This window comes from Bradyrhizobium sp. 23AC (genome assembly GCF_054863025.1).
Genome location: NZ_JAVAYN010000014.1, coordinates 1 through 19563, shown reverse-complemented (window position 1 = coordinate 19563; position 19563 = coordinate 1). Strand labels below are relative to the sequence as shown.

Below are 19563 nucleotides of genomic sequence, written 5' to 3'. Positions count from 1 at the left end.
GCCGAAGCGGCTTCGGCCGCGCAGGCGGGACAAGCCCGGGCATGACCGAGATCGCTTGGAGTGTTGTCGGCCGCCTAAGCCGCGCGCACGCCTGCGAGGAATGTCCCGACTTCGCCGGAGAGCTGCTCGGCCTGCTTGGAGAGGTTCGAGGCGGCGGCGAGCACCATGCCGGCGGCATTGCCGGTCTCGTTTGCGGCGGTGGAGACGCCGCCGATATTGGTGGTGACTTCCTGGGTCGCCTCCGCGGTCTGCGAGACGCTGCGGGCGATCTCGGCGGTGGCCGCGCCTTGCTCCTCGATGGCGGCACCGATCGAGGTGGCGATGCGGCTGACCTCCTCGATGGTGGCGGTGATGCCGCCGATGGCGTCCACGGCCTCCTTGGTCGCGCCCTGGATCTGCGCGATCTTGTCGCCGATCTCGCGGGTGGCTTCGGCGGTCTGGCTTGCCAGCGACTTCACCTCGGAAGCGACGACGGCAAAGCCGCGGCCGGCTTCACCGGCGCGCGCGGCCTCGATGGTGGCGTTGAGCGCGAGGAGATTGGTCTGCGCGGCGATGCTGGAGATCAGCTCGGCGACATGCTCGATCTGCTGAGCACCGTCCGAGAGCGCACGCACGATGGTGTCGGTGCGACGCGCGCTGTCGACCGCGCGGCCCGTCACCTCGGCGGACTGGGCGACCTGGCGGCTGATCTCGGTGATGGAGGAGGAGAGCTCTTCGGCGGCAGCCGCGACGGTCTGAACGCGCTGGCTGGCTTCGGTGGCGGCCGTGCCGACCACGGCGGCGCGGCGGTTGGTGCCCTCAGCCGTGGATGACATCGACTTGGCGGTGGTTTCGAGCTCGCCGGAGCCGGAGGCCATCAGGCCGACGAGCTGACCGACGGAGGCATCGAAGCGATCGGCGAGGGCGATCAGGGCGTCGCGCTTCTCCTGCTCGCTGCGGGTCTTGGTGGCGACCTGCTCGGCTTCTAGGTTCCGCGCCGTCAGCGCGGTCTGCCTGAGCACTTCGAGTGTCTCGGCCATGCGGCCGATCTCGTCGCCGCGGTCGGTCTCCTCGACCGGCTTGTCGATGGCGCCTTCCGATATCTCCTGCATGCGGTTCTTCTGGCGATCGAGCGCGCCGAGCACGTCGCGGGCGATCAGCCAGGACAGCGTCGCCATCAGCAGCATCAGGCCGACGCCGATCGCACCGAGCTCCAGCGTCAGCGCGCGCACGTCGGCGTCGATGTCGTCGACATAGAGGCCGTAGCTGATCGTCACGTTCCAGGGTGCGAATTTTCGCGTGAACACGGTCTTGCGGACCGGCTCGGTCTGGCCGGGGCGGGGATAGAGATAGGAGGTCACGCCGCCCTGCGCGGTCTGGTCGGCCGCCTTCAGAATGGCGTCGGCGATCAGGACGCCGTTGGAGTCTTTGGCGCCGGTGATCTTGCCTTCCAGCTGCTGGTTGGCGCCGTTCACGAGCAAGGACGTGTCGGAATTGTAGACCACCGGATAGCCCTGGCCGCCGTTGAAGCTCATGCGGCGGCCGCGCTGGTGGAACTGGGCCCTGGCCTCGGCCGGCGTCAGCTTGCCGGCGGTAACCTCTTCCTGAAGCGATTGGGCGTAGTTGTAGAGCAGCTCTACCGCAGTCCGCATCTGCTGGACCCGATCCTCCATCATGCGGCTCTTGCTGAGGGCGGACGATACGCCGATGATGGCCGTGACTGTGAGAGCTGAAAGACAGACCATGCTGGCGAGCTTGGTCCGGATCTTGAGATGACTCATCAGCTTCATCGCAGCCTCGAAGAAATGGTTGTTATTGCTCGCGTCGGTAGCATGAAGTTCTTACCAATCATGAATGGACGCATGCGACGTGCTGCCGCGCGCGCAGCGTCCGCAGCCGGATGCGCAAGCATGCAGGCGGAATCGCGCTTCGCCAGCGCGTGGCGCGTCAGGTCGCTGAGACAGATGATGTCGGAGTTTGGTGGTGACCGAGCCGGGCCGGAGCGGCAATGAACCGATTCGTTCACCGCATCGTCATGGCCGTGCTGCTCGTGGCTGCCCTCGTCCTGATCTGGAACGTGCTAGGGGCGCGCTGAATCGGCACCGGCAGATCCGCCGGTGCCGTCTTGGTTTCAGGTCAATTTACGAGCGCCTCAGCGCCGCGCGTAGGCGTCGCCCGCCGCGTCGCTCTCCTTGCCCATCAGCGCATCTACGCTGACCGAACCGCCGCCGGCGGCCGCGAGGTAGAGGCAGGCGAAGCAGAACAGGATTGCTGCGGTGCCGCCATTGAGCAGCGGCAGGAACACCGGCGTTTCGCCTTTGAGCATGTGGCCCATGAAGTAAGCGAAGGCCATTTCGCCCGAGAGAATGAAAGCGGTGAGGCGGGTGAACAGGCCGAGCATCAGAAGCGCGCCGAGCACGAGTTCGAGCGCGCCTGCCGTCCAGATCAGCGGCGGGATGTTGGCGAAGTAGGGGAGCACCGGAAACTTGAAGATCTTTGCGATGCCGTACTGGAACAGCAGCAATCCGGTGACGAAGCGAAACAGGCTCAAGAGAACCGGTTGAAAGCGAGTGAGATACGGAAAGTTCATTGGTTTGTGCCCTCCATCCAATGTTGCGACTTGGACCGCATTCGGTTTCGCCCTGCAAGCCGTGCACACTCGATTCGTCCTGACATTTTCGTCATGTCGGACAAAACACCGCAGGCCAGGATTTCAGCCGCGTACGACCGCACCTTTCGCGCGTATTCCGCGTCGCGCCCATCCGTAATTTCCCGGTGACGCGGATGCGCGCAAGTTACCTCCAGGACACCTAACGCCGCAAGGCGGGCACAATCAGGAATGGAATCATCCCGAGCACCACGCTCGCAAGTGCGAAGGCAAGCAGCGCGTTATAACCATGGGTCGCGTCATGGATCAGGCCGCCGCTCCAGGAGCCGAACGCCGAGCCGAGGCCACTGCCGATCGAGATGGTGCCGTAGATGGTGCCGACCCGCTTGCCCTGGAAAATCCTCATCGCCGTGGCGCTGATCAGCGGGCCGCGCGAGCCCATCATGCTGCCGAAGCAGACGACGAAACCGGTGAGCAGCAGGATGTTCGGAGAATACTGCAACAGCCACAGCAGGACGATGCCGAGGATCGAGATCGCGTAGCTCAGCAGCACCGACGGCCGGCGCCCGATCAGGCCGTCGAGCGCGGACACGCCCAACATGCCGAACACAAGCACGACGCCGGAGAAACCCCAGGCGGTCGCAGCCTGCAGCGGCGGAAAGCCGGCGTCGATCAGATAGGCCACGATCTGCGCGGCAATCGAGTACATGCCGACGGCAGTGAAGAAGAAGGTCCAGAACAGCGCCCAGAAGGCGTGATGGCGCATGGCACGGAGCAGGGTCCAGCCATTGTCGACGAAGTCAGGGTCGGTCCTTTTCACGACATGCGGCGAGCCCGCGGCGAACAGCCGCCACGGCAGCAGCATCAGCGGGAGCAACAGGCCGAGTGCCGTAAAGCCGAACAGTTGGTAGGTGTCGCGCCAGCCGATGTGATCGATCAGGAGCTGCGAAGCCGGCAGCAGTGCCAGCACGCCGCCGCCCATCGCGGAATACACCACCGACATTGCGGTCGGCAGGCGGGGCCCGAACCAGCGGCCGAGCAGGATCGAGTTCGGCACGATGCCGATGAAGGCAACGCCGATGCCGACGCAGAGGCCGATCGAGAGCTGGAACTGCCAGAGATGTTGCGCGTGGGCCGCGACCAGGAATGCAGCGCCCAGCAGCAGCAGCCCGAGCGCGTAGACGATGCGTGGTCCGGAATGGTCGAACAGGCGTCCGACGAAGGGCGCGGTGAGACCGCTCGCGAGCCAGGTCAGTGAATAGACCGAAACGATCTGCGCGCGGTCCCAGCCAAAACTTTCCGAAATCGGTTTCAGGAACACCGTAAAGCTGTCGCCGAGCCCGCGGCCGAGCACGGCCAGCGTGAAGCACAGAGCGAGCACGACGAGCGCGGTGCGAACAGCGTCCCGCTGATCGCTCGCGACGTTCTCCCTGGGCGTGTTCTGATCCATTGCTCGTCAGGGAGCGCGCATCCGTGCGCCCTGACAAGCAGCGAAAAGCTCATACGCCTATGCAGGCTTAATGAGGACGTGCTTCTTCTTGCCGAAGGACAGCTTGATCAGGCCTTCGGGCGTCAGATTGTTTGCCGACAGTGCCATTTTTTCGTCAGTGACCGGCTCGTCGTTGACGCGAAGGCCGCCGCCCTTGATCTGGCGCCGGGCTTCGCCGTTGGATGCAACGAGGCCCGCCTTGACGAAGGCGTTGAGCACGCCGAGGCCGGCGTCGATCTCACCCCGCGGAATTTCCACCGTCGGCAGGGTTTCGGCCAGCGCGCCTTCCTCGAAGGTGCGGCGCGCGGTCTCCGCCGCCTCGTTCGCGGCGTCGCGGCCATGCAGCAGCGCGGTCGCTTCGGTCGCGAGCACCTTCTTGGCCTCGTTGATCTCCGAGCCGCCGAGCGCTTCGAGCTTCTTGATCTCAGCCATCGGCAGCGTCGTGAACAGCTTCAGGAATTTGCCGACGTCGGCATCCTCGGTGTTGCGCCAGTACTGCCAGAAATCGTAGGGCGAGAACGCGTCGGCGTTGAGCCAGACCGCGCCTTGCGCGGTCTTGCCCATCTTGGCGCCCGATGCCGTAGTCAGCAGCGGCGTCGTCAGCGCGAACAGCTGATGGGTGCCCATGCGGCGGCCGAGATCGACGCCCATGATGATGTTGCCCCACTGGTCCGAGCCGCCCATCTGCAATTTGCAGCCGGTGCGCTTGGCGAGCTCGACGAAGTCGTAGGCCTGGCAGACCATGTAGTTGAACTCGATGAAGCTCATCTCCTGCTCGCGCTCGAGGCGCAGCCGCACGGAGTCCATCGTCAGCATGCGGTTGACCGAGAAGTGCCGGCCGACGTCGCGCAGCATCTCGATCCAGTTCAGCTTGGTCAGCCACTCCGCATTGTCGAGCATGACGGCGTCGCTCTTGCCCTCGCCATAGCGCAGCACCTTGGCGAACACACCGCGGATCGATTCCTTGTTGGCCTCGATCTCGGCGACGGTGCGCATGGCGCGCGTCTCGTCCTTGCCGGAGGGATCGCCCACCATGGTGGTGCCGCCGCCCATCAGCGTGATCGGCTTGTTGCCGGACTCCTGCAGCCAGTGCAGCATCATCATGGTGAGGTAGTTGCCGATATGCAGCGAGCGGGCGGTGCAATCGTAGCCGACATAGGCGGTCGCCTCGCCCTTGGCGGCGAGCGCGTCCAGCCCCTCGAAATCGGAGCATTGGTGGATGAAACCACGTTCCTGCAGGATATTGAGAAAATCCGATTTAAATGCAGTCATCTGTCGGCATGCCTGACAATTCTTGGTTTACTGTTTTGGGCGCAATTTAAGGGTCTTCCGTGGGAACCCGATTGCTGCCCGCCGCTTGGCGCTGTGGCATTATAAGATGTGTCCCTCTGGCACAAGATCGGCATGCCGGAGGGGGTCTCTTGAGGACGCTGATCCATGATGTTGACGGCACTCGGTTTGATGAGCGGCACCTCGCTGGACGGGGTAGATGTCGCGCTGATCGAAACCGATGGAAAACAGGTGAAGGCATTCGGGCCGTCCGGCTACCGGGCCTATAGCCCCGCGGAGCGCAATCTGCTGCGCCAGGCCCTCTCCGAGGCTGTGCACCTGGCGCAACGTGACGCCCGGCCAGGCATCCTGGCCGAGGCCGAGCGCGCGGTGACACGGGCCCATGCCGAGGCGGTTGCCGGCTTCTTCGCTCAGAACCGCATGAAGCCCGAGGACATCGACATCGTCGGCTTCCACGGCCAGACCGTGCTGCATCGCCCCGAGCGGCGGCTGACGGTGCAGATCGGTGACGCGCTGGCGCTGGCGAAGGCGATCCATATCCCCGTAATGCACGACTTCCGCGCCGCCGACGTCGAGGCTGGCGGGCAGGGCGCGCCCTTCGTACCCGTCTACCACCGCGCGCTGGCCAACTCGCTGGATCGCGAGGGGCCGATCGTCGTGGTCAATATCGGCGGCGTCTCCAACATCACCTATATCGACGGCAACGACACGCTGATCGCCTGCGACACCGGCCCCGGCAACGCGCTGCTGGACGATTTCATGTACCGCACCATGAACCAGGCGTTCGATGCGGAAGGAAAGTTCGCAAGCCTCGGGAAGGCCGATGAGGCCTGGATCGCTCGCGCGCTGGAGCTGCCGTTCTTTGCGCTGCCTCCGCCGAAATCGCTCGACCGCAACGATTTCGCCGCCTTGAGGCTGGGCGACGTGGCGCCGGCCGACGGCGCTGCGACCCTGACCGCCTTCACTGCGACAGCGATCGCCCGGGTGATTCCGCTCTTGCCGCGTCGGCCGCGCAGCTGGATCGTCTGCGGCGGCGGCGCCCGTAACCTCACCATGCTGCGCATGCTGCGCGAGCGGGTGGGCTCGGCGACCGTCGAGGCCGCCGAGACGCTCGGCTGGGCCTCCGACGCCATCGAAGCCCAGGCCTTCGGCTTTCTGGCCGCCCGCGGCCTGAAGGGCCTGCCGCTGTCCTATCCGGCCACCACGGGCGTGCCGATGCCGATGACGGGCGGGGTGATTGCGCGGCCGTGAGGCCACGTGATTAATGCAGGTGCATTGAACTTGACGAGTGGATGCAGATGCATTTATATTGGATGCAGTTGCATCAATCGCCGGGATCATTGCCATGACGACCGCACTTGGAACGTCCGCTTCGCTCAAACTGATCAGCCACAAGCTTTGTCCCTACGTGCAGCGCGCCGTGATCGCACTCAAGGAGAAGGGCGTGCCGTTCGAGCGGATCGACATTGATCTGGCGAGCAAGCCGGATTGGTTCATGAAGCTCTCGCCGCTCGGCAAGGTGCCGGTGCTGGTGGTCACGACCGATAGTGGCGAGGTCGCGCTGTTCGAGAGCAACGTGATCTGCGAGTACATCGAGGAGACGCAAGGCGGCGCGAAACTGCATCCGGCGGATGCGCTGAAGCGTGCCGAGCACCGCGCCTGGATGGAATTCGGCTCGGCGATCCTCGGCGATCTCTGGGGACTGGAGACGACGACGGATCCGGCGACGTTCGAGAGCAAGCGGCAAGCGCTCGTCGCAAAGTTCGCGCGTGTCGAGGCAGCGCTTGGCGCGGGCCCGTATTTCGCAGGCGATATGTTCAGCCTGGTCGATGCGGTGTTCGCTCCCGTCTTCCGCTACTTCGATCTGTTCGACGAACTGACCGAGCTCGGCATCTTCAGCGATCTGCCGAAGGTGCGGGCGTGGCGTGCCGAGCTGGCGAAGCGTCCGAGCGTACGCACCGCGGTCGGCGCGGACTATCCGCAATTGCTGCGGGCTTTCCTGGTGCGGCACGACGCGCATCTGCTCAAGCTCGCCGCCTGAGGCGAGCCGATGTCACAATCCATGGCCTGGCTGATGCTGGTAATCGCCGGCGCGCTCGATGTTGGCTGGGCGATTACGATGAAGTACGCGGAAGGCTACACGCGGGTGGGATGGAGTGTCGCTTCGCTGGTGCTGCTCGCGGCGTTCGTCTTCCTGCTGGGGCGAGCCTTGAAGGTGCTCGAGGTCGGCGTCGCCTATTCGGTGTGGACCGGCATTGGCGCGGCCGGCACCTTCGTGATGGGTGTGGTGCTCTTCGGCGAGACCTTGAGCGCGATGAAGCTTGCGGGCATCGCGCTCGTCTTGATGGGGATCGCCGCGCTCAAGCTGGCTTGAGCTGGGCGTCTCAGCGAACGTTCGCGAGCCGCATATCGAGATACGCCGTGATGGTTTCCATCAGCGGTTCGAGCTTGGCGTCGAAGAAATGGTTGGCGCCGGGGATGACCTGCTGGTCGATCACGATGCCCTTCTGCGTCTTCAGCTTCTCGACCAGCGTGTTGACGTCCTTCGGCGGCACCACCGCGTCCTTCTCGCCATGCACGATCAACCCGGAGGACGGACAGGGCGCAAGGAACGAGAAGTCGTAGAGATTGGCCGGCGGCGCAATCGAGATGAAGCCCTCGACCTCGGGGCGGCGCATCAGGAGCTGCATGCCGATCCAGGCGCCGAAGGAGAATCCGGCGACCCAGCAGGCGCGTGCTTCGGGATTGATGGTCTGCGCCCAGTCGAGCGCAGCGGCGGCGTCCGACAATTCGCCGGTGCCGTGGTCGAACGAGCCCTGACTGCGGCCGACGCCGCGGAAATTGAAGCGCAGCACCGAGAAGCCGCGATGCGCGAAGGCATAGTAGCACTGGTACACGATCTGATGATTCATCGTGCCGTGAAACTGCGGATGCGGATGCAGGATCATCGCGATCGGCGCGTTCTTCTGCTTGGCCGGGTGATAGCGGCCTTCGAGACGGCCGGCAGGGCCAGTGAAAATAACTTCAGGCATCGATGATCTCTTGATTGATCTGCTGGAGAGACGATTCTCGGCAATCAACCGATTGTGGCCTCATCGGCAGGTGCCGACGGAAGCGCGAATGAAGGGTGAGAAGGCGCGCCTTGCGGTGATGCGCTGAAGGCGCGCGGTGACTTGACGGTGCGGGTTCTAACATAGGCAGAGGGTCAAAAAGCAAGCATCTTGAACATCACTCAATGGGCTCAAGATGTTAGCGTGTCATGGTCGCGTCATCGGCTGCCGTGGATATGGAATCGCCCGTTGCCAAGTGCGTGCCGGGGCGCCATGTCGGGCTGGGTAGGTCCCACAGGCCAGATTTCCAAGTAAGGTAATATAATACTACATGCGGAACCGCGTTTATCTCGACTGGAATGCGACCACGCCGCTGCGCGCGGAAGCGCGACGCGCAATGCTCGCCGCCTGGGACCTGGTCGGCAATCCGTCATCGGTCCATGCCGAGGGACGGGAGGCGCGACGGCTGGTCGAGGAGGCCCGTGCCACGCTCGCAGGAGCGGTAGGGGCGCTGCCGCGAAACGTCGTCTTCACCTCCGCTGGCACGGAAGCCAACGCGCTGGCGCTGTCGCCTGGCCTGCGGCGGTCATCCGGCGGCCCGGTCGAGCGGCTGCTGGTCTCGGCCGTCGAGCACGCTTCGGTGCTGACCGGTGGCCGCTTCGCGGCGGACAAGATCGGTCTGATCCCGGTGATGCGTTCCGGTGTCGTTGAACTCGACCATCTCAGGAGCCTGCTCGGTGACGGCCCTCCGGCACTGGTTTCCGTCATGGTCGCGAACAACGAAACCGGTGCGCTCCAGCCGGTCGCGGAGGTCGCCCGGATCGTCCATGAGGCCGGCGGCCTCCTGCACGTCGATGCAATCCAGGCGCTTGGCAAAATCCCATTCCAAATCAAAGATATGGGCGTGGATCTTGCGACTTTTTCTGCACATAAGGTCGGCGGCCCCAAGGGCGTCGGCGCACTGGTCGTGGCGGAGGGACTGGCGGGCTTGGAGCCGTTGCTGCGGGGAGGCGGCCAGGAGCTGAACCGGCGCGCGGGAACCGAGAATGTTGCGGGAATCGCCGGCTTTGGCGCCGCGGTGAAGGCCGCGCTTCAGACTCTTTCGGAAGATGCGCAGCAGATGGCAACCCTAAGAAATCGCTTGGAAAATGGCATCCGAGGAATCGCCGGCGCAACGATCTTCTCGGATGAGGTGACGCGGTTGCCCAATACCGTCCTTTTCACGGCGCCCGGCCTCAAGGCTGAGACCGCCGTGATCGGCTTCGACCTCGAAGGCATCGCAGTCTCCTCGGGTTCGGCCTGTTCGTCGGGCAAGGTCCAGCCGTCCCATGTGCTGTCGGCCATGGGGTACGATCCCGCCGTGGCCCAGGGAGCGGTGCGCCTCAGTCTGGGCTGGTCCACGGAACTCGAAGACATCAATAGGGCGTTAGAGGCTTGGCGAAAGCTCGGTAATACCCTACTTAAGAGCTAAGCGATGAAACACGGCTTGAACGGTTCTAAGCGCGTGCTTTCCGCCAAAAAACATCGTAATAGACACCGTAATAATCGTTCGAGTTTGATCCACCGCGGTCCTTGAAACCGCGAGCGGAGGATGGAATGCCAGCCGTACAAGAGACGGTCGAGCGCGTGAAGCGCATCGACGTCGACCAGTATCGTTATGGGTTTGAGACCCTGATCGACACCGAGAAGGCCCCCAAGGGTCTGTCGGAAGAGATCGTAAAATTCATCTCGCAGAAGAAGAACGAACCCGACTGGATGCTCCAGTGGCGGCTCGAGGCCTATCGGCGCTGGCTGACCATGACCGAGCCGACCTGGGCACGCGTCGATTATCCCAAGATCGACTTCCAGGATCTCTACTACTACGCGGCGCCAAAGCCGAAGAAGACGGTCACCTCCCTGGACGAGATCGATCCGGAGATCCTGAAGACCTACGAGAAGCTCGGCATCCCCTTGCGGGAAGTCGCCATGCTCGAAGGTGTGGAACCCAAGCCGGGCGAGGAAGATCCCGCGCGCCGCAAGATCGCGGTCGATGCTGTCTTCGACTCGGTCTCGGTTGCGACCACGTTCAAGGCGGAGCTGAAGAAGGCCGGCGTGATCTTCATGCCGATCTCGGAAGCGATTCGCGAGCACCCTGAATTGGTGCAGAAATATCTGGGCTCCGTGGTTCCGACCTCGGACAATTTCTACGCGACACTGAACTCGGCGGTGTTCTCCGACGGCTCGTTCGTCTACGTGCCGCCGGGCGTGCGCTGCCCGATGGAGCTGTCGACCTATTTCCGCATCAACGAGCGCAACACCGGCCAGTTCGAGCGCACGCTGATCATCGCCGACAAGGGCTCCTACGTTTCCTATCTCGAAGGCTGCACCGCGCCGCAGCGCGACGAGAACCAGCTGCATGCCGCCGTGGTCGAACTCGTCGCGCATGATGACGCCGAGATCAAATATTCGACGGTGCAGAACTGGTATCCGGGCAATTCGGAAGGCAAGGGCGGCATCTACAATTTCGTCACCAAGCGTGGCGACTGCCGCGGCAACCGTTCGAAGATCTCCTGGACCCAGGTCGAAACGGGTTCGGCGATCACCTGGAAATATCCGAGCTGCATTCTCCGCGGTGACAATTCGAGCGGCGAGTTCTACTCGATCGCGATCTCGAACGGCTTCCAGCAGGTCGATTCGGGCACCAAGATGATTCATCTCGGCAAGAACACATCGAGCCGCATCATCTCCAAGGGCATCGCGGCCGGCAAGTCGCAGAACACCTATCGTGGCCTTGTCACCGCGCACCGGAAAGCGACCGGCGCGCGCAACTTCACCGCCTGCGACTCGCTGCTGATCGGCGATAAGTGCGGCGCGCACACCGTGCCGTACATCGAGGCCAAGAACTCCTCGGCGACGTTCGAGCACGAAGCGACGACCTCAAAGATCTCCGAGGACGTGCTGTTCTACTGCATCCAGCGCGGTCTCTCGCAGGAGGAGGCGGTCGGCCTCGTCGTCAACGGCTTCGTCAAGGACGTGCTTCAGCAGCTGCCGATGGAATTCGCGGTGGAAGCGCAGAAGCTGATCTCGATCTCGCTTGAAGGGTCGGTCGGTTAATATCGACCCTCGCGGTGCGCTTAAGCGCTCCATGCATCATTTGAATAGACTGGACACCAAAATGGCTTTGCTTGAAGTGAAAGACCTCAAGGTTCGTGTCGAGGAGCGTGAGATCCTCCACGGGCTGACGCTGACCGTGAACGAGGGCGAGGTCCACGCGATCATGGGGCCGAACGGCTCCGGCAAATCGACGCTCTCCCACGTCATCGCCGGCAAGCCCGGCTACGAGGTCACCGACGGCCAGATCCTTTTCAAGGGTGAGGATCTGCTCGAGATGTCGCCGGACGAGCGCGCCGCCAAGGGCGTGTTCCTGGCGTTCCAGTATCCGGTCGAGATTCCAGGCGTCGCCACCATGAATTTCCTGCGCACCGCGCTGAACGCGCAGCGCAAGGCCCGCGGCGAGAGCGAATATTCGACGCCGGACTTCCTGAAGAAGGTTCGCGAGGTCTCGAATTCGCTGAACATCCCGCAGGACATGCTCAAGCGCGGCGTCAATGTCGGTTTCTCCGGCGGTGAGAAGAAGCGCAACGAGGTGCTGCAGATGGCGCTGTTCGAGCCGAGCCTGTGCATCCTCGACGAGATGGATTCCGGCCTCGACATCGACGCGCTGCGCATTGCGGCCGACGGCGTCAACGCGCTGCGTTCGCCCAAGCGCGCGATGGTCGTCATCACCCATTATCAGCGGCTGCTGAACTACATCGTGCCCGACGTGGTGCATGTGATGTCGAAGGGCCGTGTCGTGAAGAGCGGCGGCAAGGAACTGGCCCTGGAGCTGGAAGCGTCCGGCTACGCCCAGTTCGAGGACGCCGCGTAAGGAATTTTGCGATGAACGTTGCTGTGGCAAAGACCGGAAAGGGCCGCGCGGTGAGCGATCTCTTCACCAGCGCCGAGGGCCGGCTGCCGGGTTCGACCGCGGTCACCGCGGTGCGCCGCGAGGCGTTCGAGACCTATGAGCGTCTCGGCCTTCCGCACCGCCGGATCGAGGAATGGAAATACACCGACCTGCGCGCGCTGGTCGGCGAGGTGCTGCCGCTGGCAGCCAGCCCCGATGCAGCCGCGCTGAAGCGCGCCGCGGACGCGGTGAAGACGCATGCGATCGACGGCGCCCGCAAACTGGTGCTGGTCGATGGCGTGTTCGCAGCCGATCTCTCCGACGTCAAGGCGCTTGCCTCCGAGGCCGGCTTCAAGACGTTGCGGGAGACGCTGGAGAAGGATGCCGGTCTCCTGAAGACCGCGTCCACCGATGCCGTGATCGCGCTGAACGCCGCAATGGCGACCGATGGCGTGGTGCTGTCGATTGCCGACGGCGCGCAGCTATCCGCTCCGATCCAGATCATCCACATTGCGGCCGCGGGTTCCGCGTCGGCCTTCACCCGTTCGCAGATCGCGATCGGCAAGGGCGCGCGTGCCACCATCGTCGAGACCTTTGTCGCGGCGGGTGCCAAGGCCTACCAGATCAACGACGCCCTGCTCGTCTCGGTCGGTGACGATTCCGACGTCGCGCACATCCGTTTGATGGACGATGCACCTGACGCCGTGAACGTGACCTCGCACTTCGTCACCGTCGGCGCCAACGTGAAGCTCAAGTTCTTCAACATGACGACCGGTGCCGCGGTCAGCCGCTTGCAAAGTTTCATCACGCTGGCGGGCGAGGGCAGCGAGCTCTCCGCCAACGGCGTCAACCTGTTGCAGAAGACCGAGCACGGCGACACCACGCTGGTGGTCGACCATGCCGTGCCGAACTGCGTCAGCCGCGAGATCTTCCGCGCCGTGATCGACGACCGCGCTCATTCGGTGTTCCAGGGCCGCATCATCGTCCGCCCCGACGCGCAGAAGACCGATGGCAAGATGATGACCCGCGCGCTGCTGCTCTCGGATGAAGCCGAGGCCGACAACAAGCCCGAACTCGAGATCTTTGCCGACGACGTCTCCTGCGGTCACGGCGCCACCGCCGGCGCGCTCGACGACAGCCTCCTGTTCTACCTGAAGGCGCGCGGCCTGCCGGAGAAGCAGGCCCAGTCGCTGCTGATCCAGGCTTTCGTGGGCGAGGCGATCGAGCAGATCGCCGATGACGGTTTGCGCGAGCATGTGATCGGCATCGCCGAGCGCTGGCTGGAGCGGCGGTCATGAGCACGCATCCCGCGGTCAAGAACGGCGCCTACGACGTCGCGCGCGTGCGCCAGGACTTTCCGGCGCTCGCCATGCAGGTCTACGGCAAGAAGCTGGTCTATCTCGATAACGCCGCCTCGGCGCAGAAGCCGAGCGCCGTGCTCGACCGCATGACGCGGGCCTATTCGAGCGAATACGCCAACGTGCATCGTGGCCTGCATTACCTCGCTAACGCGGCGACCGAAGCCTATGAGGGCGGCCGCACCAAGGTGGCGCAGTTCATCAACGCGCCCCGTACGGAAGAAGTGATCTTCACCCGCAACGCGACGGAGGCGATCAATCTAGTCGCCTCGTCCTGGGGCGGGCCCAACATCAAGGATGGCGACGAGATCGTCCTCTCGATCATGGAGCACCATTCCAACATCGTGCCCTGGCATTTCCTGAGGGAACGCCAGGGTGCCGTGATCAAATGGGCCCCGGTGGACGACGAGGGCAATTTCCTCATCGACGAATTCGAGAAGCTGCTGACGGCCAAGACCAAGCTGGTCGCGATCACGCAGATGTCGAACGCGCTCGGCACCATCGTGCCCGTCAAGGAGGTCGTGAAGATCGCCCACGCGCGCGGCATTCCCGTGCTGGTCGACGGCAGCCAGGGCGCGGTGCATCTGCCCGTCGACGTCCAGGACATCGGCTGCGATTTCTACGTCTTCACCGGCCACAAGGTTTATGGGCCGACCGGCATCGGTATCCTCTGGGCCAAGTACGATCACCTCGTCGCGATGCGTCCCTTCAATGGCGGCGGCGAGATGATCCGCGAGGTCTCGCGCGATGTCGTCACCTATGGCGATCCCCCGCACAAATTCGAGGCGGGCACGCCCGCGATCGTGGAGGCCGTCGGCCTTGGCGCTGCCATCGACTACGTCAATTCGATCGGCAAGGAGCGCATCGCCGCGCACGAGCACGATCTCACCACCTATGCCCAGGATCGGCTCCGCGAGATCAATTCGCTGCGGCTGATCGGCACGGCGCGCGGCAAGGGCCCGGTGATCTCGTTCGAGCTGAAGGGCGCGCACGCCCACGATGTCGCCACCGTGATCGACCGCCAGGGCATCGCGGTGCGCGCCGGCACCCATTGCGTCATGCCGCTTTTAGAGCGGTTCAACGTGACGGCCACCTGCCGGGCGTCGTTCGGCATGTATAATACGCGGGAAGAAGTCGATCATCTGGCACAGGCGCTTTTGAAGGCGCGGGATTTGTTCGCATGAGTGACACGGCCGAAATCAAAGCCAATCCGATGGAGACCCATTCGGCGTTGCCGCCGGAGGAGACCGAGCGGCTGACCACGGAGATCATCGCCGGGCTGAAGACCGTGTTCGACCCGGAAATCCCGGCCGACATCTACGAGCTCGGCCTGATCTACAAGGTCGAAATCAAGGACGACCGCTCCGTCGACGTCCAGATGACGCTGACGACGCCGAACTGCCCGGCCGCCGGCGAGCTGCCGACCATGGTCGAGAACGCGGTTGCCAGCGTCCCCGGCGTCGGCGTGGTCGACGTCAAGGTCGTCTGGGAGCCGCCGTGGTCGCCGGAACGCATGAGCGACGAGGCGCGCCTCGTGCTCAACATGTGGTGACGCGTAACCTCAGCATTGAATTTGCTCCGCAACGGACCAGATAGATAAGATGACCCAGGCGACACCAGCATCCACTCCGAAGCCGCGGCGGCCGCGCCCGCAGGTGATGCGGCTGACGGACGCTGCTGCCCAGCGCATCACCGAGCTGACCCAGCGCGCCGATTCCGAGATCGTCGGCTTGCGCGTCGGCGTGAAGAACGGCGGCTGCGCCGGCCAGTCCTACACGGTCGAATACGCCCATGATGTCCGCCCGACCGACGAGGTCGTGGAAGACAAGGGCGTCAAGATCCTGGTCGATCCCAAGGCCGTGCTGTTCCTGCTCGGCACCGAGATGGACTACAAGGCCGACAAGATGCAGGCCCAGTTCGTCTTCAACAACCCCAACCAGATTTCCGCCTGCGGCTGCGGCGAGTCGGTCGAGCTGCGGCCGGCCAAGATCGACGGGTAACGCCTTCCCAATACTCTCGTGTCCCGGACGCGCCGCAGCGCCCTTGCGCTGCTGCGCAGAGCCGGGACCCACGCTATAGTCACCAGCGCAAAAGACTGGGCCCCGGCTCAGCAGCGCCAAAGCGAGTCGAAGACGCGCGTAAACGCGCTTACGTCACGCTGCGCTGCGTCCGGGGCACGAGGGTGCCCATGGACCGCGAATTTCTGACCGACCTGTTCGCCGATTTCGGCCCCGTCACCATCCGCAAGATGTTTTCAGGCTACGGCATCTCCGCCGACGGCATCAACTTCGCGCTGTCACTGCGTGCCGGCCTGTTCTTGCGTGCCGACGAGGTGACGATCCCGGACTTTGAAGCCGAAGGCTCAAAACCGTTTCAGTACTCGACCCGCGCCAAGACCGTGGTGGTCAACTCCTATTGGGAGCTGCCGGCACGCCTGTTCGACGATTCCGCGGAGCTCGCGCAATGGGCGAGGGCTGCCCTCGCTGCCGCCCAGCGTGCCAAGGTGAAGAATCGGCCGAAGGCGAAGAAGGCGGTGGTGAAGAAGGCCGTGCCGAAGAAGCGTGTGGCAAAGAAGGTTGCCAAGAAGGCGGTGCGTAGGGTGGGCAAAGCGAGGCGTGCCCACGGTTCGAAATAATCATGCCGAGATCGTGGGCACGGCGCTTACGCGCCTTTGCCCACCCTACGGCAGCTCTTTGAAAATCTACGCCACCCGGCTGTGGGTTTCGACCGCGTATTCCGGATCGGCTTCGCAGATCACGCGGTTGCGGCCGTTACGCTTGGCGGCGTAGAGGCAGGCATCCGCACGCTCGATCAGCGCGTCGGTGTCGTCGCCCTGCTTGAGCATGGAGACGCCGACGGAGATGGTGACGCGGCCGAGGATCTCGCCGGTGGACTTCTTCTTCAATTCCTTCGCCATCACTGCGCGGCGGATATGGTCGGCCACCGTGAGGGCCTGACGCAGCGCGGTGTTGGGCAGCACGACCGCGAATTCCTCGCCGCCATAGCGCGCGGTGATGTCCTGGCCTTTGATGGTCTGCTTCAGCGACAGGCCGACGAGCCGCAGCACCTGGTCGCCGGTGAGATGGCCGTAGGAATCGTTGAACGACTTGAAATGATCGATGTCGAACAGCAGCAGCGACAGCGGCTCGCCCGAGGCGAGGGCGCTCTGCACCGCCATGTCGATCATGCGGTCGAAATATTTGCGGTTGCCGAGGCCCGTGAGCGGATCGGTCAGGCTCTCGGCGCGGATCGCCTCCAGGCTCTGCTGGAGATTGCTGATCTCGTTCTTCGACAGCGTCAGCCGGTCTTCCAGCGTCTTGTTGGATTCGCGCATCTCGCTGGTCGAACGCAGCAACGTCTCGACGATCGACTTGATCTGCTCGCGGTTCTTGGCCGACGCCAGTTTCTCGGTGGCTCCCGACAGGCTGACATCGTAGGAGCCGGTCATGCCGAGTGCATCGCTCAAGACCTTCATCACGTCGTCGATCTCGCCGATGACGCGCGCGCCGACCTTGTCGATGCGGTCAGTGGTCTTGATGTGGGAGAGATAGGTCTCGTAGATCTGCTCGAGATCGGCTTCAGTCAGCTTGCCGCTGCGCGCCAGCGTCTCATTGACGATCTTGTTGAGCGGCGCGTTGTAGCCGGTGGCGTAGACGTACCAAATCTCATAGTTGCGGGGAATTGCCGTCTGCCGCAGCGATCGGATCTGCCCGAGTGCTACCTCGGCGAACGCCATCGTGCGTTCGTGTTCATCGAGAACCTTGACCACGGAACATACCCCACAGCGGTCGATGCGCCGTCGACCGCAGCAATGCTTAAATTATGTTCGTAGGCTAACGGACGATCGTGAACACCCCGTAAATATACGTTCACGAATGCATCTAAAAAATTGTGCGGCGGCTTTGCTCAACCGAAACCTGGGGCGCTTCGCGCCTCAGGCTCCGGCGGGGGAGGAGCGAACCGGCCGGAGCAGAAACGCCGGCAGATGCGAATGATCGCCCGGCTCGCTATCGGCCTCGCGCTGGCGGCGGGGCTCGGGGCGGCCGATCGACGGCACGTGCGAACTATTGGCCTGCTGGCGCGCGTCGTGACGCGGCTCGGCCCTGCGCTTGTCGTCGGAACGATGCCTGGCTTCAGCGGGCTGTCTTGCCTCCGAAGAACTCTTTGCTTCGGAAGAATGTCTTGCTTCAGAAGATTGTCTTGGCTCGGAAGCATGTCTTGCCTCGCCACGGGGCTCGCGCGGCTCGTGGCTGCGCTCACGATCACGGCCGCGCTGCGGCTTGCCGCGTCCGCCGCGTGAACGTTCGCGGCCACGCGACTCGCGCGGACGCTCGGTCCCATCGGAGGCTTCGGCGTGGATTTCAAAGTCGCCTTCGGCGCGCGGAATGCTCTGGCCGATCAGCTTCTCGATGGCCACCATCGACTTCTGGTCGAGCGGCGTCACGATCGAGATCGCGGTGCCGGTGCGACCGGCGCGGCCGGTGCGGCCGACGCGATGGACGTAGTCATCGGGATGGTGGGGGACGTCGAAATTGAAGACGTGGCTGACCTCGGGAATGTCGAGGCCGCGGGCGGCGACGTCCGAGGCGACGAGAAGCGGTAGCTCGCCCTTGCGGAACTGTTCGAGCGCCGCCATGCGGGCCGGCTGGTCCATGTCACCGTGCAGTGCGCCGACGCTGAAACCATGCTTCTGGAGCGATTTGTGAACGATGGCGACTTCGCGCTTGCGATTGCAGAAGATGATCGCGTTCTTGAGATCCTTGGCTTCGCGCAGCAGGCGGCGAAGCAGCTCGCGCTTCTCGTGCGCCTCGCGCCCGGCTGGCACCTGGGATTGCGTGACGGTCACGGCAGTGGTGGCAGGCTTGGACACTTCGACCTTCTGCGGATTGTGCAGGAAGGCTTCGGTGATGCGCCGGATTTCCGGCGGCATGGTCGCGGTGAAGAACAGGGTCTGTCGCGTGAACGGGACGAGCTTGCAGACGCGTTCGATGTCGGGGATGAAGCCCATGTCCAGCATGCGATCGGCTTCGTCGATAACGAGCAGCTCGACCCCGGTGAGGAGCAGACCGCCACGCTCGGTATGGTCGAGCAGGCGGCCGGGGGTGGCGATCAGCACGTCGACGCCGCGCGTCAGCTTGGCATCCTGGTCGCCGAAGGAAACGCCGCCGATCAGAAGCGCGACATTGAGTTTCTGGCCGGCGCCGTAGCGGTCGAAGTTCTCCTTGACCTGGGCCGCGAGCTCGCGGGTCGGCTCAAGGATCAGCGTGCGCGGCATGCGCGCCCGGGCCCGGCCCTTCTCGAGGATGGTGAGCATCGGCAGCACGAAGGCCGCGGTCTTGCCGGTGCCGGTCTGGGCGATGCCGAGCACGTCCTTGCGTGCGAGGACGTGGGGGATCGCCTGTTCCTGAATGGGGGTGGGGGTGGTGTAACCGGTGGCCGCCACTGCGGCGAGGACTTTTTCGGACAGTCCGAGATCTGAAAAGGACATTGAGCCTCTGGTCGAAACCGCCGTTCGGAATCGAGGGTAATAAGGCTGTCGCGTTCCACCCCGAAACGGCGCGCTCTCAAAGAAGCTGGGGGTGCTGACTCACGCGAACAAAGCGCCAGGCTCAGGAATCGGTCTTCGATCTGAGCCGCGTCGCCCCGGAACATAGGCGGGAATCGGCCAAAGTCAATGGAGCGGGCGCGGGAAGGTCCTAAAAAACCTGAGGTTTTTACCAAATAGCGGGTGCGACTGGGGTTTTTCCGCCCAGCCCCGCGCTCCGGCCGGAGCCGCCAAAACAGCCGCTAGAGCGGTTCACTTATTTATTGAATCGGAAGGGATTCCGGAGCTAGGGCGAATATGATTCAAGATGCTGGCTGGG

18 protein-coding genes are annotated in these 19563 nt (G+C 63.9%); 11 read left to right on the top strand and 7 right to left on the bottom strand.

From position 1 onward, the window contains the following. Positions 1-74 precede the first annotated feature (74 nt). The 4 genes from RAD10_RS27295 to tyrS all read right to left on the bottom strand — a co-directional run bounded on the left by RAD10_RS27295 (position 75) and on the right by tyrS (position 5348). Positions 75-1769, bottom strand: a complete 1695-nt coding sequence (locus RAD10_RS27295; protein ID WP_461619924.1) for a methyl-accepting chemotaxis protein — start codon at positions 1767-1769, stop codon at positions 75-77. 362 nt (positions 1770-2131) lie between these two features. Next, complete coding sequence (locus RAD10_RS27290) at positions 2132-2569, bottom strand: DoxX family protein (RefSeq protein WP_461619923.1); 438 nt, start codon at positions 2567-2569, stop codon at positions 2132-2134. 220 nt (positions 2570-2789) lie between these two features. Next, positions 2790-4037, bottom strand: a complete 1248-nt coding sequence (locus tag RAD10_RS27285) for an MFS transporter (protein WP_095424240.1) — start codon at positions 4035-4037, stop codon at positions 2790-2792. Positions 4038-4094: 57 nt separating this feature from the next. After that, a complete protein-coding gene (tyrS, locus tag RAD10_RS27280; RefSeq protein WP_461619922.1) occupies positions 4095-5348 on the bottom strand; it encodes a tyrosine--tRNA ligase in 1254 nt (417 codons plus the stop codon). Positions 5349-5513: 165 nt separating this feature from the next. Here tyrS and RAD10_RS27275 point away from each other — a divergent pair, with 165 nt between their 5' ends. The 3 genes from RAD10_RS27275 to RAD10_RS27265 all read left to right on the top strand — a co-directional run bounded on the left by RAD10_RS27275 (position 5514) and on the right by RAD10_RS27265 (position 7740). Further along, on the top strand, positions 5514-6617 hold the full coding sequence (locus RAD10_RS27275) for an anhydro-N-acetylmuramic acid kinase (RefSeq protein WP_461619921.1): 1104 nt from the start codon (positions 5514-5516) through the stop codon (positions 6615-6617). Between the two features lie 94 nt (positions 6618-6711). Beyond that, positions 6712-7407, top strand: coding sequence for a glutathione S-transferase family protein (locus tag RAD10_RS27270; protein ID WP_461619920.1), 696 nt, complete (start codon positions 6712-6714; stop codon positions 7405-7407). Positions 7408-7416: 9 nt separating this feature from the next. Then, positions 7417-7740: a DMT family transporter gene (locus RAD10_RS27265; protein ID WP_091956854.1), complete on the top strand. Its 324-nt coding sequence runs from the start codon at positions 7417-7419 to the stop codon at positions 7738-7740. Between the two features lie 10 nt (positions 7741-7750). Here the strand turns inward: RAD10_RS27265 and RAD10_RS27260 are convergent, their stop codons facing one another. Then, a complete protein-coding gene (locus RAD10_RS27260) occupies positions 7751-8398 on the bottom strand; it encodes an alpha/beta hydrolase (RefSeq protein WP_014495555.1) in 648 nt (215 codons plus the stop codon). Positions 8399-8747: 349 nt separating this feature from the next. Between RAD10_RS27260 and RAD10_RS27255 the strand changes: the two genes are divergently transcribed. The 8 genes from RAD10_RS27255 to RAD10_RS27220 all read left to right on the top strand — a co-directional run bounded on the left by RAD10_RS27255 (position 8748) and on the right by RAD10_RS27220 (position 16334). After that, positions 8748-9887 (top strand): cysteine desulfurase family protein, encoded by a 1140-nt coding sequence (locus RAD10_RS27255; RefSeq protein WP_461619919.1) that lies wholly within the window; start codon positions 8748-8750, stop codon positions 9885-9887. 125 nt (positions 9888-10012) lie between these two features. Then, positions 10013-11509, top strand: a complete 1497-nt coding sequence (sufB, locus tag RAD10_RS27250; protein WP_461619918.1) for a Fe-S cluster assembly protein SufB — start codon at positions 10013-10015, stop codon at positions 11507-11509. Between the two features lie 61 nt (positions 11510-11570). Beyond that, entirely contained in the window at positions 11571-12323 is a 753-nt protein-coding gene (gene sufC / locus RAD10_RS27245) for a Fe-S cluster assembly ATPase SufC (protein WP_461619917.1), read from the top strand. Positions 12324-12334: 11 nt separating this feature from the next. Then, the gene (gene sufD / locus RAD10_RS27240; protein ID WP_461619916.1) at positions 12335-13639 is read left to right on the top strand and encodes a Fe-S cluster assembly protein SufD; all 1305 of its coding nucleotides are present in this window, start codon (positions 12335-12337) and stop codon (positions 13637-13639) included. Further along, on the top strand, positions 13636-14883 hold the full coding sequence (locus tag RAD10_RS27235; RefSeq protein ID WP_461619915.1) for a cysteine desulfurase: 1248 nt from the start codon (positions 13636-13638) through the stop codon (positions 14881-14883). The genes sufD and RAD10_RS27235 overlap by 4 nt, the downstream gene beginning before the upstream one ends. Next, on the top strand, positions 14880-15251 hold the full coding sequence (locus tag RAD10_RS27230; RefSeq protein ID WP_063683732.1) for an SUF system Fe-S cluster assembly protein: 372 nt from the start codon (positions 14880-14882) through the stop codon (positions 15249-15251). Before RAD10_RS27235 ends, RAD10_RS27230 begins: the two co-directional genes overlap by 4 nt. A 49-nt stretch (positions 15252-15300) precedes the next feature. Further along, positions 15301-15699 (top strand): HesB/IscA family protein, encoded by a 399-nt coding sequence (locus RAD10_RS27225; RefSeq protein ID WP_018323036.1) that lies wholly within the window; start codon positions 15301-15303, stop codon positions 15697-15699. A 188-nt stretch (positions 15700-15887) separates the two neighbouring features. Further along, positions 15888-16334: a TfoX/Sxy family protein gene (locus tag RAD10_RS27220; protein ID WP_461619914.1), complete on the top strand. Its 447-nt coding sequence runs from the start codon at positions 15888-15890 to the stop codon at positions 16332-16334. 66 nt (positions 16335-16400) lie between these two features. Here the strand turns inward: RAD10_RS27220 and RAD10_RS27215 are convergent, their stop codons facing one another. Both RAD10_RS27215 and RAD10_RS27210 read right to left on the bottom strand, forming a co-directional pair. Next, positions 16401-17468 (bottom strand): GGDEF domain-containing protein, encoded by a 1068-nt coding sequence (locus RAD10_RS27215; protein WP_461619913.1) that lies wholly within the window; start codon positions 17466-17468, stop codon positions 16401-16403. 165 nt (positions 17469-17633) lie between these two features. After that, positions 17634-19187 carry a DEAD/DEAH box helicase gene (locus RAD10_RS27210; RefSeq protein WP_461619912.1) on the bottom strand — a complete coding sequence of 518 codons (1554 nt, stop codon included), beginning with the start codon at positions 19185-19187 and terminating at the stop codon, positions 17634-17636. Positions 19188-19563 lie beyond the last annotated feature (376 nt).

What these genes read in the sequence shown, in the direction of transcription:
- RAD10_RS27295 (WP_461619924.1), bottom strand. Translation starts at nt 1,769, where the DNA reads ATGAAGCTGATGAGTCATCTCAAGATCCGGACCAAGCTCGCCAGCATG.
- RAD10_RS27290 (WP_461619923.1), bottom strand. Translation starts at nt 2,569, where the DNA reads ATGAACTTTCCGTATCTCACTCGCTTTCAACCGGTTCTCTTGAGCCTG.
- RAD10_RS27285 (WP_095424240.1), bottom strand. Translation starts at nt 4,037, where the DNA reads ATGGATCAGAACACGCCCAGGGAGAACGTCGCGAGCGATCAGCGGGAC.
- tyrS (WP_461619922.1), bottom strand. Translation starts at nt 5,348, where the DNA reads ATGACTGCATTTAAATCGGATTTTCTCAATATCCTGCAGGAACGTGGT.
- RAD10_RS27275 (WP_461619921.1), top strand. Translation starts at nt 5,514, where the DNA reads ATGATGTTGACGGCACTCGGTTTGATGAGCGGCACCTCGCTGGACGGG.
- RAD10_RS27270 (WP_461619920.1), top strand. Translation starts at nt 6,712, where the DNA reads ATGACGACCGCACTTGGAACGTCCGCTTCGCTCAAACTGATCAGCCAC.
- RAD10_RS27265 (WP_091956854.1), top strand. Translation starts at nt 7,417, where the DNA reads ATGTCACAATCCATGGCCTGGCTGATGCTGGTAATCGCCGGCGCGCTC.
- RAD10_RS27260 (WP_014495555.1), bottom strand. Translation starts at nt 8,398, where the DNA reads ATGCCTGAAGTTATTTTCACTGGCCCTGCCGGCCGTCTCGAAGGCCGC.
- RAD10_RS27255 (WP_461619919.1), top strand. Translation starts at nt 8,748, where the DNA reads ATGCGGAACCGCGTTTATCTCGACTGGAATGCGACCACGCCGCTGCGC.
- sufB (WP_461619918.1), top strand. Translation starts at nt 10,013, where the DNA reads ATGCCAGCCGTACAAGAGACGGTCGAGCGCGTGAAGCGCATCGACGTC.
- sufC (WP_461619917.1), top strand. Translation starts at nt 11,571, where the DNA reads ATGGCTTTGCTTGAAGTGAAAGACCTCAAGGTTCGTGTCGAGGAGCGT.
- sufD (WP_461619916.1), top strand. Translation starts at nt 12,335, where the DNA reads ATGAACGTTGCTGTGGCAAAGACCGGAAAGGGCCGCGCGGTGAGCGAT.
- RAD10_RS27235 (WP_461619915.1), top strand. Translation starts at nt 13,636, where the DNA reads ATGAGCACGCATCCCGCGGTCAAGAACGGCGCCTACGACGTCGCGCGC.
- RAD10_RS27230 (WP_063683732.1), top strand. Translation starts at nt 14,880, where the DNA reads ATGAGTGACACGGCCGAAATCAAAGCCAATCCGATGGAGACCCATTCG.
- RAD10_RS27225 (WP_018323036.1), top strand. Translation starts at nt 15,301, where the DNA reads ATGACCCAGGCGACACCAGCATCCACTCCGAAGCCGCGGCGGCCGCGC.
- RAD10_RS27220 (WP_461619914.1), top strand. Translation starts at nt 15,888, where the DNA reads ATGGACCGCGAATTTCTGACCGACCTGTTCGCCGATTTCGGCCCCGTC.
- RAD10_RS27210 (WP_461619912.1), bottom strand. Translation starts at nt 19,187, where the DNA reads ATGTCCTTTTCAGATCTCGGACTGTCCGAAAAAGTCCTCGCCGCAGTG.